Origin of the sequence: Croceibacterium atlanticum (genome assembly GCF_001008165.2) — a bacterium.
GTDB classification, from domain to species: Bacteria; Pseudomonadota; Alphaproteobacteria; order Sphingomonadales; family Sphingomonadaceae; genus Croceibacterium_C; species Croceibacterium_C atlanticum.
This window is the reverse complement of record NZ_CP011452.2, coordinates 1,020,288-1,032,941: the sequence shown is the minus strand read 5'-3', so window position 1 is coordinate 1,032,941 and position 12,654 is coordinate 1,020,288. Positions and strand designations below refer to the sequence as shown.

Genomic DNA, 12,654 nt, shown 5'->3' with positions numbered 1-12,654 from the left:
AATGATGCAACATTACACCAAAGGGGTGCGAAGCGGCAAGCCCGGGGCTGGACCCCAAGGGCTTGCCGTTCAGTACTGCCGAATCACTTGATCGGGCAGTTCGGATCCAGACGGAAATCGAGATAATTGTCGACCGCGCCCATCAGCTGGTCGAGTTCATTCTCGAAGAAGTGATTGGCCCGCGGAATCTCTTCGTGGTGAATGGTGATGTGCTTCTGCGTGCGCAGCTTGTCGACCAGCTTCTGCACGGCGGCAGGTTGCACCACCGTATCCGCCGTACCCTGGATGAAGATGCCCGAAGCGGGGCAGGGCGCGAGGAACGAGAAATCATACATGTTCGCCGGCGGTGCGACGGAGATGAAGCCGCGGATTTCCGGGCGACGCATCAGCAATTGCATGCCGATCAGCGCGCCGAAGCTGACGCCGGCGACCCATGTCGTCTGCGCTTCGGGGTGGATCTGCTGCACCCAGTCCAGCGCGGAGGCGGCATCGCTCAATTCCCCGATGCCATTGTCGAAGCTGCCCTGGCTGCGGCCGACACCGCGAAAATTGAAGCGCAGGGTTGCGAAACCGCGATCCACGAAAGTCTTGTAGAGGTGCTGCACGATGCGATCATTCATCGTGCCGCCGCCCTGTGAATGCGGATGCAGGATCATGGCCACGGGCGCACGGGGGCGCGGGGCAGGGGAAAAGCGGCCTTCGAGACGGCCTTCGGGACCGGGAAAAATGACAGAGGGCATTCTGGCGTTGCTCTTGTAAGTTGAAATTGGCGCACGGGTGGCACTGCGCAAGTCACCGGCTATATAGTGCCAAAGCTTGTTTTCGCAATTGTTGAGACGTGACCCGAATTTACCTCGATCATGCGGCCACCACGCCGCTGCGCCCCGAAGCCGCCGAAGCCATGCGCCACGGATTTGAAATCTGGGCGAATCCTTCGAGCCCGCATGCGGAAGGACGCAAGGCCCGCGCCGCGCTGGAAGATGCGCGGGCGCGGGTGAAATCGGCTCTGGGTTGGGACGGCGAAGTGATCTTCACCTCCGGCGCGAGCGAGGCGGCCGCTCTGGCGCTGGGCCAGGCGAAGGCGGATCGGCGGCTGGTATCCGCGGTGGAACATGATGCGGTGAAGAAGGGCGCAGCTCAGCTGTCCATCCTGCCCGTCGATACTGGCGGCTCGCTGGACTTGGCAGCGTTGGAACAGTCGCTCGACGCGGAAGGCAGCGTGCTGCTGGCGGTGCAGTCGATCAATTCGGAAACCGGCAACCGGCAGGATATCTCGGCCATTGCGGCGCATGTGCATGAACATGGCGGACTGGTCCTGGCGGATTGCGCGCAGAGTGCGGGAAAATACCCCCTCCCGGCGGAAGCGGACATGGCGATCGTTTCCGCGCAAAAGCTGGGCGGGCCGATCGGGATTGGTGCGCTTCTGGTGCGCGATTATGCCATGCTCGCGCCGACAGGCGGGCAGGAGCGGGGCTATCGCCGGGGGACCGAGAACCTGCCCGGCGCGATGGCATTCGCAGCTGCGCTGGAGGCATGTGCCGAGCCCTGGGCGGGGCGCGAGGTTGTGGAGCCTTTCGATATGCTTGCGCAGGAAGTCCGCTCTCTGGGCGGTTGCTGGCTGGCGGACAGGCTGACTGATCCGACCCCCTATGTGCGCGCCATCGCCATGCCGGAGATTTCCGGCAGTGCCCAATTGATGCGCTTTGACATGCAGGGCATCGCCGTAAGCCAGGGCAGCGCCTGTTCATCGGGCACGATGAAGACCAGCCCTGTTCTTGAAGCGATGGGCGTGGATGCGGATCTGGCCTCTCGCACTATCCGCGTCAGCATCGGCTGGAACACCACGCGCGGCGAAGTGGATCGCTTTGCCCAGGCATGGATGGCGATGGCCCGCGATGCGCGGGACAAGGCTGCATGATCTATCTCGATTACCAGGCCACGACACCGCTCGCCCCCGAAGCGCGGGAAGCGATGCTGCGCTGGCTGGACGGGCCGGATGGCACCGGCTTCGGCAATCCCCACAGTTCGCACCGGCTTGGCCGACAGGCAGAAGCGGCGGTGGAGATTGCGCGCGAAAGGGTGGCGGCCCTGCTGCCGCCGGGCGGCACGGTTATTTTCACTTCCGGCGCGACCGAATCGCTCAATATCGCATTGCGCGGTTGCGAGCCGGCACTGGCCGGCAGGCCTTGCGCGGTGAGCGCGATCGAACATTCCGCCGTTTTCAACACGGCGCAGGATATTGCCGGCGAATGCCACATCTTGCCGGTGGACGGGGATGGGCTGGTCGATCCGCAAGTCGCCCTGCCGGAAGGCCTGGGCATTCTTTCCGTGATGCAGGTGAATAACGAGATCGGGACCATCCAGCCTGTCGCCGATCTATATGCGCGGGCCAGGGCGCAGGGCGCATTGTTCATCTGCGATGCTGTGCAGGCGGCGGGCAAGATACCCATTGCCGAAGCAGATGTGATCGCCATCAGCGCGCATAAATTCCACGGGCCCAAGGGCATCGGCGCCTTGTGGCTGCGTGACGGAGTGGAACTGCGCCCGCTGATTACCGGCGGCGGGCAGGAGAAGGGCCTGCGTTCGGGTACGCTCAGCCCGGCATTATGCGCCGGTTTCGGCGCCGCAGCGGAACTCGCAGCCAGGTGCATGGAAGAGGACGCGGCCCATGCCGCCGCATTGTGGCGCCGCGCGCGCGAATTGTTCTCCGGCTGGGAACTGAATGGCAGCGCCGAAGCGCGCTATTTCGGCAATCTCAACATTCGCCGTTCGGGGCTGGATGTCGCCCGCCTGATGTCGGATGCCAGGCAGGTCTGCTTCTCCGCAGGGTCAGCCTGTGCCAGCGAATCGAAGAAGCCCAGCCGGATCCTGACGGCCCTGGGCCTGTCGCCGGCAGAGGCGCGGGGTTCGATCCGTCTCGGATTTGGACGCTACACCACGATGGCAGAGCTTGAAGAAGCGGCGCATCTGATTAATATTGCTGCGTCGCAACAAGGATAAAGTCCATCCGGGTCAAATTCATTACACGCGACGGGGAAACCGTCATGGCCGAGGCTCAGCCCGGCGATAACCTGCTGGAAGTGGGGCAGGCCTGCGGCATGCCGCTGGAAGGCACGTGCGAAGGGCAGATGGCCTGTTCCACCTGCCACGTGATCATCGCCCCCGAATGGTTCGCCAGACTGCCCGAAGCGAGCGAGGAGGAAGAGGACATGCTCGACCTCGCCGCCGATGTCGCCCGCACCAGCCGCCTGTCCTGCCAGATCGACCTGACCGACGATCTGGACGGCATGGAAGTGCGCATGCCCTCTGCCAGTCACGACATGCAGGGGCGTTAGGGCAACGCCGCCCACCCCGGACGGCGCCGCTAGGGTCTGATCTTGCGTTAAATCAGGCCGGTTCGGATGCGCGGACCTTCTCCAGGGCCGTGATGATGGCCTGGCTGAAGGCTGGGATATCGTCCGGGTTGCGGCTGGTGATGATATTGCCGTCCACGGCCGCTTCCTTGTCCACCACATTGGCGCCGGCATTCTCCAGGTCCTTGCGCACGGACGGCCAGCTCGTCGCCGTCTTGCCGCGCACAATATCCGCTTCGATCAGCAGCCATGGCGCATGGCAGATTGCCGCCACCGGCTTGCCGCTGGCGTTGAAATCGCGGACCAGCTTGATTGCCTTGTCTTCCAGCCGCAATTTGTCCGGGTTGATCTGTCCGCCGGGCATGACGATGGCGTCGAATTCACCGGCCTCGGCTTCGTCCAGCGGCAGATCGACCTTCACCTTGTCGCCCCAGTCGCCGCCATTCCAGCCGCGAATCTCTCCGTCCTGCGGGCTGACGACCACGGTTTCATAGCCTGCCTGTTCCAGCCTTTCCTTCGGGCCGGTCAGTTCAGATTGTTCAAAACCGTCGGTTGCGAGGATCATGACACGTTGGGCCATGGCATTTCTCCTTTCATCTGCATGATTTGCCTTTGACCGTGCAATGAATGGGGAAAGCAGTGCGTTCCTTGCTGTCCCGCCAGCCGTGCCGGTGATAGGGCAGGCCGCATGGCAACCATCGATGACGAAAAGGATCCGTTCGACGCCATTGTCGACGCTCCCTTCGACAGCGCGCTGAGCGAGCGTTATCTCGTCTATGCGCTGTCCACGATTACCGCGCGTTCGCTGCCGGATCTGCGCGACGGGCTGAAGCCCGTCCACCGCCGCCTGCTCTGGACCATGCGGCAATTACGGCTCAGCCCGGATAACAGCCCGAAAAAGTCCGCCCGCGTCGTGGGCGACGTGATCGGCAAATATCACCCGCATGGCGATGTCGCCGTTTATGACGCGATGGTGCGACTGGCGCAGAATTTCACGCTGCGTTACCCGCTGGTCGAAGGGCAGGGCAATTTCGGCAATATCGACGGCGATAATGCCGCCGCCTATCGCTACACCGAATGCCGCCTGACCCGCACCGCGCTGCAACTGATGGACGGGCTGGACGAAGGCACTGTCACTTTCGTCCCCACCTATAATAACGAGGAGGAAGAGCCGGAGCTTTTCCCCGGCCTTTTCCCGAACCTGCTGGCCAATGGCGCCAGCGGTATCGCCGTGGGCATGGCAACCAGCATCCCCAGCCACAATGTGGCGGAAATCATCGATGCCACGCTGGAACTGATCGACAATCCGCAGGTCGAACACCGGCGGCTGATGGAATTGTTCCACGGTCCCGATTTCGCGACTGGCGGGCTGATCGTGGACAGTCCGGAGGCGATTTCCCACGCATATGAAACCGGGCGCGGCAGTTTCCGTGTGCGCGGCCGGTTCCACGCGGCGGAAGCGGAAAGGGAAGAGGATCGCGAAGCCGGGATCGAACGGCTGGGCGGCGGGCAATATCAGCTCGTGGTTTCCGAAATCCCCTATCAGGTGCCCAAGGGCAAGCTGATCGAACAGATCGCGCAGGCGATTGCCGACAAGAAGCTGCCGATCCTGGAAGATGTCCGGGACGAGAGTGACGAACAGGTCCGCATCGTGCTGGTCCCGCGCAGCCGCAATGTCGATCCGGAACTGCTGAAGGAATCGCTCTACAAGCTGACCGATCTGGAAACGCGTTTCGGCCTCAATCTCAACGTGCTGGATTCCACCCGCACGCCGATGGTGATGGGGCTGAAGGAATTGCTGGGCCACTGGGTCACGGCCCAGATCGACATATTGCAGCGCCGCACCCAGCACCGGCTGGACAAGATCGCGGCCCGGCTGGAACTGGTCGAAGGCTATATCGCGGCCTATCTCAATCTCGACCGCGTGATCGAGATCATCCGGACCGAGGATGAACCCAAGCCGATCATGATGGCGGAATTCGAACTGACCGACCGGCAGGCCGAAGCCATCCTGAACATGCGGCTGCGCAGCTTGCGCAAGCTGGAAGAGATGGAACTGCGCAAGGAGCGGGAAGATCTGCTGGTGGAGCGGGACGAGCTGGAAAAGCTGCTCTCCAGCCCGGCACGCCAGCGCACGCGTTTGAAGCGCGATCTCAACGCCCTGCGCAAGGAATATGCGGAAGATACCGCGCTGGGCCGCCGCCGCACGACCATTTCCGAAGCGAAACCGGCGGTCGAATTCAGCATGGATGCCATGATCGAGAAGGAGCCGGTAACGGTCATCCTCTCGCAAAAGGGCTGGATACGCGCGGCCAAGGGGCATGTCCCGCTGGACAGCGAATTCAAGTTCAAGGAGGGTGACGGCCCCGCCTTTGCCGTCCATGCGCAGACGACTGACAAGCTTCTGCTGGCCGGCGATGACGGGCGTTTCTTCACCATCGGCGCGGATAAATTACCCGGCGCGCGCGGTTTCGGTGAACCGATCCGCAACACGCTGGATATCGATGCCGCCGCCCATATCGTGGCGTTGATCGTCCACCGGCCGAACCTGCAATTGCTGCTGGCCTCCACGCTGGGCAAGGGCTTTGCCGCCGTGACCGATGAATTGCTGGCCGAAACCCGCAAGGGGCGGCAGGTGGTGAATTTGAAGGGTGACGCCAGGCTGGCCGTGGTGCGCCCGATCGCGCCGGAACATGATCACGTTGCGGTGGTGGGCGATAACCGCAAGCTCGTCGTCTTCAATCTGGAAGAATTGCCGGTGATGACGCGCGGGCAGGGCGTGACCTTGCAGCGTTACCGCGATGGCGGCCTGTCCGACGCGACCACGCTGAAACTGGAAGAGGGGCTGTCCTGGACCATGGGCGGTGAAAGCGGCCGCACCCGCACCGAAGAGAATGTGTGGGAATGGAAGGTTGCCCGCGGCGCTGCCGGCCGCCTGCCGCCGCGCGGTTTCCCGAAGGACAACAAGTTCCAGTCATGAAAAAGGCCGGGTGCGGCTGATGCGCACCCGGCCTATTCATTAAATTTTTCCGCGGCTTAGCCGGGGTTCTGGGCAGACACGGCGGCCATCAGGTCAGCCTGCGTTGCCAGGAAGGTCAGCTTTTCGCCAGCCATGGTCATCTGTTCCTTGGGCAGCTGGACCGGATCGGCATCGGTCAGCGCGACGACGACCATGCCGTCTTCACCCACGCTTTCCACGGTGCCGAGCAGGATGCCGTCCACACTGTAGATTTCATGGCCCGGGACCAGAGCCGCTTCGAATGCGGCCTGCTGTTCAGCTTCGGCGGACTTGATGGCATTTTCCAGATCGGCCTTGTTCCAGCCGATGGTCGGGCCATTTTCGCCTTCACCAAACACGTTTTCCGGCAGGGTTGCAGTCAGATTGCCGGTATTGACGATGACATTGCCGCCTTCGATCTTCTCGACCGTGCCGACTTCGCCGCCCTGGGGACCGTAAACGGTCGCACCGACAGTCATGCCGGCATCTTGCGCAAGGGCCGGGGCAGATACGCCAGTGAGGGCGAGAGCGGCGGCCGCTGCGAGACTGGTAAGCTTCATCGTGAAATTTCTCCGTCTTTCAACACATTATTTGGCGCCGGAGCTGGCGCGAAGGGATCCGGGCGAGGCAGATGCGGGAAGGGGCCGACCAATGGCCAGGGCCCGGAAATGCAACCACGTTGGTTGCGACCCGCTGGGTTCAACCCGGCGTCAGCCGGCACATGCGGAATGCGCCGGCAATTCGTTAACAAACTTAGCCAGGGGGTTATGAAGCCGGGATGAAGGGGGCGCAAGGCCCCCATTCAGGCGTTTTTAGCGCAAAAGCGCATCTTCCAGAAATTGTTCGACCCGGTCGCGGCCGGGGAACGCTTCTTCGATCCAGCGATCTTCGCATTCGCGCAATATGCGGGCAACTTCCGGCCCGGCCGATACGCCGCGTGCCACCACTTCTCCGCCCTTGAGGGGGAAGACAGGGATTTGCCAGTCCCGCAGCGGCTCGATCCTGCCGCCCTGCAACAGGATCCTGTCTTCCGCCCAATCGCGCCCGATGCGATAGGCAAGGGCGCGCGGATCGCCGGTTCCTTCCTCTCGCAATGCGGCGCTGATCAACCGCTTCTTCTGCACGGAGGACAGGCGCAGGCGCGCTGCGACCTGTTCGGCCACCCGCTTCTGTGCGGGCAGTAATGCGGCCAGCCTGCGCAGGGATGCCGGGGATATGTCCGCCTGCCTTTCCCTTTCCAGCAGGGTTTCAAAAGTGGCCAGCCCTTCCGGTTCCACCTCAGGCAGAACGATCTGCAACACGCCGCGCCGATACATGCGCACCACCGTCCCCAGCGGATCGGGCAATCGCAGCAGGTTTAGCAGTTCCATTGCCACGCGTTCCCGGCTCAACCCTTTCAGCATGGGGGCCAGTTCGGCGCAGGCTTCTTCCGCTTCGCCATCCAGCAGGCTGCCGAAACGTGCCTGGAAACGGTAATATCTCAGGATGCGCAAATGATCTTCGCGGATGCGCTGGCGGGCATCGCCGATGAAGCGGACATGCCGCGTTTCCAGATCCTTCAGCCCGCCGAAATAGTCTGAAATCTCCAGCGTGACCGGGTGGGCATAAAGCGCGTTGATGGTGAAATCGCGCCGCGCGGCATCTTCGCGCCAGTCATTGGCAAAGGCGATCGTGGCGCGCCTGCCATCGGTGGAAACATCATGCCGCAAGGTCGTGATTTCCACATTGCCCTGCGGCAGGACGGCGGTGACCGTGCCATGTTCTATGCCCGTGGGGATCGGCTTCAGGCCGGCCGATTTCAACCGCCGCATTACCTCTTCCGGCATCAGGACGGTTGCGGCATCGACATCGGCGACTTCCATGCCGAGCATGGTGTCGCGCACCGCGCCGCCGACCCAGCGCATCGTATCCGCGCCCAATGCGGCAACAAGCTGCGCCAGATCGGTGCGCTGCGTCCATGGTGCGGGGGGAAGTTCAGCCATTAATCAGTTCCTGCCAGGCGAGACGCCGCGAGAGATTGGAGATGATCGCCGCAGTGATTCCCCAGATTCGGTGCCCCTGCCATTCGATCTCGATATAATGCCGCGTCCGCCCCTGCCATTCCCGTTGTTTCTGCACATGATTGGCCGGATCGAACAGATACCGCAGGGGCGGTTCGAACCAGGCGGACACTTCCATCGGATTGGGCCGGATCGGCAGGTCTGGCGGAACAAGGCCGAGCACTGGCGTCACGTCATAGCCGGAGCCGGTGATATAGCGGTCGCTTGCGCCGATTATCCTTACCGAAGAAGGCTCTACCGCCAGTTCCTCATGCGCTTCGCGCAAGGCGGCTTCGACGGCATCTTCGCCTGGATCCAGCTTGCCGCCGGGAAAGGCCACTTGCCCCGGATGGGCGCGCATGTCTTCCGGGCGGTGGGTCAGCAACACGCCCGGTTCCGGGCGGTCTGTCACGGCGATCAACACCGCTGCCGGGCGAATTTCGGGCGGTGCGAAGATTGCATCGCTCCGCAGATCGGGCAGTTCGACACCGTGGCCTTCATCGAACAGTTTTTGCAGGCGGTCGAAAAGCACGCTCATGCCGGCAACAGGCTGAAACGGGCGCCCTGGCTGGTGACTGCCGGATCATCGCCTTCGCCGGCCAGCGCGTGTTCGGCCAGCTGGAGCCAGGTGGACCGATCCAGCCGCGCTTCGCAGCCGCGCCGGACAGACAGGTAAATCGCCGGAGTATCGGGGGTGCCCGCCGCGCGCAGCGGATGGTCCGGCCCCGCCAGCACCAGCTCGTCAATATTGAGGCGGAATGCCAGCGCGCCATCCTTCACCTGCATGTCGGTGGCAATGAAGGCGGCGTCTTCCACTTCGATCGACTGGCGGCATTGCGGCGTGACCAGCCAGTATCGGCCGTCCCCGTCCCGCGTCAGCAGCGATGCGAAGGCGCGAACCATGGCCTTGCGCGCGATGGGGCGGCCTTCGTGAAACCATGTGCCGTCGGCGGCGATGCGCATATGGCTGTCGGCCGTTTCGGCGGGATTCCATTGCTCCACCGGCGGCAGGCGCCGCTGTTCCACCGCTTCGGCAATCTCCAGCAGGGAGAGAGAGGCAAGGTCGGAGGGGGCATCATATGGCATGGCGCCAGTGCGATGCCAGATCGGTTCAGCCCTTCCAAGGCCCCAACATGCCCTTTGCCGGCAGCACGGCAGGGTTGGCGCCGCGTATCAGCAGGCGTTCGGGCTTCCACGGGCCGGGGCAGGTCCAGCCGCGCGGCGCCTCGACAAAGCCGAAGCGGCCGTAATAGGAGGCATCGCCGATCAGCATTTGCGGAAGCGGCGCCTGCGGGTCGAGCGCGCTTGCCTGCGCCGCCATCAGCGCACGGCCATAGCCCTGATCCTGCCTGCCGGGCATCACAGCCACGGGGCCGACCATTATCAGCGGGTGCGCGCGCCCTTCCGGATCGGTCAGCGCGACCGGGAAAGCCTGGATCGTGCCGACGAGGTAATCATCCTCGTCCAGCGCGGCGAAGCTGAGCATGGGCAAATAATCGGCATCGCCGCGGATTACATAGGCCGTCCGCTCATGCCGATCCGGCCCGAATGCGAGATCGAGCAGTTCTTCGACCAATGCGGGGTCGACATCCGCAAAGGGAATCAGCGTGGGAAGCGCAAGTGCCATGGGCGCGCGCCGATAGGGGCAGGGGGGGCAAAGGGCAATCTTTCTTCCACATCTGCCCCGGCTGCGATCATTCCGGCCTTAGCTGCAACAGCCGGCCGCCGGGCCCGTCTTCCGCGATCCAGATCGTGCCGTCCGGCCCCTCCACAATGTCGCGCAGGCGCTTGCCGAAATCATAGCGGGCCTGTTCCGTGCCGTTGAACTGATCGTCGAAGGAGATGCGCACCAGTGCCATGGTGGCAAGGCCGGTGGCCAGCGCCTGATCCTTCCATTCCGGCCACAGCCTGCCGCTGTAGAAGATGAAATCTCCGGGCGCGATCACCGGGTTCCAGCTGATTGCCGGGGCGGTGAATTCGGGATGGGTCGGGTGATCGGGGATCGGATCGCCATTGTAATGGACGCCGTTGGAAACCACCGGCCAGCCGTAATTGGCGCCTTCGCGCACCAGATTGATCTCGTCCCCGCCGCGCGGGCCATGTTCCAGATCCCACAGCCGGCCTGCGGAATCGAATTCCAGGCCGAGCAGATTGCGGTGGCCATAGCTCCAGATTTCCGCGCTGACCCCGCCGCGATCCGCGAAGGGATTGCCGGGCGCGGGCGTGCCATCCAGGTTGAGCCGCAATACCTTGCCCAGATTGGTGCCCAGATCCTGCGCCGGATCACCCTTCTGCCGGTCCCCCGAAGACAGGAACAGATATTCGCCATCGGGCAAAAAGGCGATCTTGTGCGAATAATGGCCGGCGCCCGACACCTTGGGCACTTGCCGCCAGATCACGCTGAAATCTTCCAGCGTGCAGGCCGTTTCGCTCTCGCAGGCCAGTGTCCCGCGCCCCATGGCCGCGCCGCGCGTTTCGCCTTCGCCCGGTTCGGCCCATGTCAGATAGATCGTGCGGCCCGCCAATGGCCCATCCTCGCCCGGCAGGAAGGCGACATCGCCAAGTCCGCCCTGTCCGGCATAGGCGACTTCGGGCAGGCCGGTGACGGTGCCCAGCGTGCCGCTCGCCGTGTCGAGGAATTTCATCGTCCCGGCTTTTTCTGTGATGAAAAGCGTATCGGTCCCCGGGGCGAATGCCAGCGCCCACGGCTCGGCAAAACTGCCATGTTCGCTTACTGCATAAGGCTGGCCGGAACCGGCCGCCGGCGCGCTATCCCCGGACTGGGTGGCGCCGCAGCTTGCAAGGCCGATCAAAGCTGTGGAAAGGATGATGGCGGAATTGATGGTCGGTCGCATGCTTTCCGGAACTCCCTCTCGCGAATTTTGTGCCTCGCTGAATGGCGGGCTGATTGTCGGCGTGGACGAGGCTGGCCGCGGCCCGCTCGCCGGGCCTGTTGTGGCCGCCGCCGTGCTGCTGTGCAAGCCGCGACCTGCCGGGCTGGACGATTCCAAGAAACTGGCCGCATCGCGCCGGGCAGAGCTGGAACGGACAATCCGCCGCCGCTGCGCCTTCGGGATCGGCGTGGTCGATGTGGAAGAGATCGACCGGATCAACATCTTCCAGGCGACCATGCTGGCCATGTCGCTCGCCGTTGCGCGCCTGTGCGAAGCCATTGCGCAGGAACCGGGGGAAGTGCTGGTGGACGGAAACCTGACGCCGCATGGCCGCTGCGCCGACTGGCGCTGGCCCGCCCGCGCGATCGTGGGCGGGGACGGGCGCGAACCCTGCATCGGCGCGGCCTCCATCCTCGCCAAGGAATATCGCGACCGGCTGATGGTGGAAGCCGCGCGTGAACATCCGCATTACGGCTGGGAACGCAACAAGGGCTACGGCACCGCCGACCATTTGGCGGCCCTGCGCACCCACGGCCCGACCCCGCTCCACCGCCGCAGCTTCGCGCCGGTGGCGCAACTGGAGTTGTTTTAGGCGGTTGAGCTGAACGCCCCCGCCTTCAACTGGTCGATATATTCCCGCGCGAATGCTTCCAGTTCCGCCGGATCGGCGGGCAGGCCGCCATGTTCGTCCGACTGGCCGCCGAGTTCGTCACGGCTGTTGACGCGGGGGAAGGGTTCGGGCGGCACCGGCACGCCAAGGAAGCTGCAAAGCGGTTCCCAGCCTTCCTTCGGATGGAACACCAGCAGGCGTTCGGGCGGCAGCGTGTCCACCACTTGCTGGTTCCGCTGCCGGAACCAGTCGGTCATGAAGGCGCGGTCATTTATCCTATTGCCGAACACGTCGAAGATCACGCCCCGCATCAGGCCGCCGAAAGGCGTTTCGTGGATCTGTGAGTTCATTCGTTCGGAAAAGATCGTCTCGCTGACGGAATCGAACCAGCTGTCGGGATCGCGCGTCGTCAACACGATTTTCGCATCGGGATAATGCTCTGCCAGTTCATGCCAGAAATGGGCGGCGGGATAATCCGTGGTGGAATGGAAACCGGCAAAGATCGCGTCCCAATCCGGTTTGTCCGCCACGGCATCGAGCCAGAGCGGCAGGCTGCGCCGCGCACCCGCCAGCACTTCCGACATGTGGTAGCACGGGCCGAAGCCAATATGTTCAAGCGCGAATTTGAGCGAGAATGTCGCCGTACGGCCAAGCCCTGCGCCGATTACCTTCAGTGCCATCGTCACCCCCTTTTTATGTCGCGCAGATTATCAGATGATCGGCTGCGCGCGGCATGATTAATGGCGGGCGGCAAAGATCG

At 63.5% G+C, this 12,654-nt stretch carries 14 protein-coding genes; 5 read left to right on the top strand and 9 right to left on the bottom strand.

The genetic code is table 11. The annotated features are described in order from the left end of the window. Positions 1–83: 83 nt before the first annotated feature. Positions 84–740, bottom strand: a complete 657-nt coding sequence (locus WYH_RS04875; protein ID WP_046902947.1) for an alpha/beta hydrolase — start codon at positions 738–740, stop codon at positions 84–86. Positions 741–838: 98 nt separating this feature from the next. On the opposite strand from WYH_RS04875, the gene WYH_RS04870 reads away from it, so the two are divergent. The 3 genes from WYH_RS04870 to WYH_RS04860 are packed head-to-tail and all read left to right on the top strand — an operon-like array spanning position 839 to position 3,335. Continuing rightward, complete coding sequence (locus WYH_RS04870; RefSeq protein ID WP_046902946.1) at positions 839–1,918, top strand: cysteine desulfurase family protein; 1,080 nt, start codon at positions 839–841, stop codon at positions 1,916–1,918. Beyond that, the gene (locus tag WYH_RS04865; protein ID WP_046904820.1) at positions 1,915–3,000 is read left to right on the top strand and encodes a cysteine desulfurase family protein; all 1,086 of its coding nucleotides are present in this window, start codon (positions 1,915–1,917) and stop codon (positions 2,998–3,000) included. The genes WYH_RS04870 and WYH_RS04865 overlap by 4 nt, the downstream gene beginning before the upstream one ends. A 5-nt stretch (positions 3,001–3,005) precedes the next feature. Next, positions 3,006–3,335, top strand: coding sequence for a 2Fe-2S iron-sulfur cluster-binding protein (locus WYH_RS04860; protein ID WP_046902945.1), 330 nt, complete (start codon positions 3,006–3,008; stop codon positions 3,333–3,335). A 52-nt stretch (positions 3,336–3,387) separates the two neighbouring features. Here the strand turns inward: WYH_RS04860 and WYH_RS04855 are convergent, their stop codons facing one another. Further along, positions 3,388–3,933 (bottom strand): type 1 glutamine amidotransferase domain-containing protein, encoded by a 546-nt coding sequence (locus tag WYH_RS04855; protein ID WP_046902944.1) that lies wholly within the window; start codon positions 3,931–3,933, stop codon positions 3,388–3,390. Between the two features lie 108 nt (positions 3,934–4,041). Here WYH_RS04855 and parC point away from each other — a divergent pair, with 108 nt between their 5' ends. Continuing rightward, positions 4,042–6,333, top strand: coding sequence for a DNA topoisomerase IV subunit A (gene parC, locus WYH_RS04850; protein WP_046902943.1), 2,292 nt, complete (start codon positions 4,042–4,044; stop codon positions 6,331–6,333). A gap of 56 nt (positions 6,334–6,389) precedes the next feature. On the opposite strand, the gene WYH_RS04845 is transcribed toward parC, so the two are convergent. From WYH_RS04845 to WYH_RS04820, 6 genes are all read right to left on the bottom strand, one after another. Further along, positions 6,390–6,911 carry a S1 domain-containing protein gene (locus WYH_RS04845; protein WP_053833397.1) on the bottom strand — a complete coding sequence of 174 codons (522 nt, stop codon included), beginning with the start codon at positions 6,909–6,911 and terminating at the stop codon, positions 6,390–6,392. A gap of 252 nt (positions 6,912–7,163) precedes the next feature. Continuing rightward, the gene (locus tag WYH_RS04840) at positions 7,164–8,333 is read right to left on the bottom strand and encodes a CCA tRNA nucleotidyltransferase (RefSeq protein WP_046902942.1); all 1,170 of its coding nucleotides are present in this window, start codon (positions 8,331–8,333) and stop codon (positions 7,164–7,166) included. Then, a complete protein-coding gene (locus tag WYH_RS04835; RefSeq protein WP_046902941.1) occupies positions 8,326–8,928 on the bottom strand; it encodes a CoA pyrophosphatase in 603 nt (200 codons plus the stop codon). Before WYH_RS04835 ends, WYH_RS04840 begins: the two co-directional genes overlap by 8 nt. Beyond that, complete coding sequence (locus WYH_RS04830) at positions 8,925–9,476, bottom strand: DUF1285 domain-containing protein (protein ID WP_046902940.1); 552 nt, start codon at positions 9,474–9,476, stop codon at positions 8,925–8,927. The genes WYH_RS04835 and WYH_RS04830 overlap by 4 nt, the downstream gene beginning before the upstream one ends. Before the next feature lie 25 nt (positions 9,477–9,501). Beyond that, positions 9,502–10,017 (bottom strand): GNAT family N-acetyltransferase, encoded by a 516-nt coding sequence (locus WYH_RS04825; protein ID WP_046902939.1) that lies wholly within the window; start codon positions 10,015–10,017, stop codon positions 9,502–9,504. A gap of 67 nt (positions 10,018–10,084) precedes the next feature. Further along, positions 10,085–11,245, bottom strand: coding sequence for a PQQ-dependent sugar dehydrogenase (locus WYH_RS04820; RefSeq protein WP_046902938.1), 1,161 nt, complete (start codon positions 11,243–11,245; stop codon positions 10,085–10,087). On the opposite strand from WYH_RS04820, the gene WYH_RS04815 reads away from it, so the two are divergent. Further along, positions 11,244–11,876, top strand: a complete 633-nt coding sequence (locus tag WYH_RS04815; RefSeq protein ID WP_046902937.1) for a ribonuclease HII — start codon at positions 11,244–11,246, stop codon at positions 11,874–11,876. The genes WYH_RS04820 and WYH_RS04815 overlap by 2 nt on opposite strands. Here WYH_RS04815 and WYH_RS04810 read toward each other — a convergent pair. After that, a complete protein-coding gene (locus WYH_RS04810) occupies positions 11,873–12,574 on the bottom strand; it encodes a sulfotransferase family protein (protein WP_046902936.1) in 702 nt (233 codons plus the stop codon). The genes WYH_RS04815 and WYH_RS04810 overlap by 4 nt on opposite strands. Positions 12,575–12,654 lie beyond the last annotated feature (80 nt).

Bases quoted from the DNA above. Each gene is read 5' to 3' on its own strand.
- parC (WP_046902943.1), top strand. From the start codon at position 4,042: ATGGCAACCATCGATGACGAAAAGGATCCGTTCGACGCCATTGTCGAC.
- WYH_RS04810 (WP_046902936.1), bottom strand. From the start codon at position 12,574: ATGGCACTGAAGGTAATCGGCGCAGGGCTTGGCCGTACGGCGACATTC.
- WYH_RS04830 (WP_046902940.1), bottom strand. From the start codon at position 9,476: ATGCCATATGATGCCCCCTCCGACCTTGCCTCTCTCTCCCTGCTGGAG.
- WYH_RS04865 (WP_046904820.1), top strand. From the start codon at position 1,915: ATGATCTATCTCGATTACCAGGCCACGACACCGCTCGCCCCCGAAGCG.
- WYH_RS04820 (WP_046902938.1), bottom strand. From the start codon at position 11,245: ATGCGACCGACCATCAATTCCGCCATCATCCTTTCCACAGCTTTGATC.
- WYH_RS04855 (WP_046902944.1), bottom strand. From the start codon at position 3,933: ATGGCCCAACGTGTCATGATCCTCGCAACCGACGGTTTTGAACAATCT.
- WYH_RS04845 (WP_053833397.1), bottom strand. From the start codon at position 6,911: ATGAAGCTTACCAGTCTCGCAGCGGCCGCCGCTCTCGCCCTCACTGGC.
- WYH_RS04835 (WP_046902941.1), bottom strand. From the start codon at position 8,928: ATGAGCGTGCTTTTCGACCGCCTGCAAAAACTGTTCGATGAAGGCCAC.
- WYH_RS04840 (WP_046902942.1), bottom strand. From the start codon at position 8,333: ATGGCTGAACTTCCCCCCGCACCATGGACGCAGCGCACCGATCTGGCG.
- WYH_RS04825 (WP_046902939.1), bottom strand. From the start codon at position 10,017: ATGGCACTTGCGCTTCCCACGCTGATTCCCTTTGCGGATGTCGACCCC.
- WYH_RS04875 (WP_046902947.1), bottom strand. From the start codon at position 740: ATGCCCTCTGTCATTTTTCCCGGTCCCGAAGGCCGTCTCGAAGGCCGC.
- WYH_RS04815 (WP_046902937.1), top strand. From the start codon at position 11,244: ATGCTTTCCGGAACTCCCTCTCGCGAATTTTGTGCCTCGCTGAATGGC.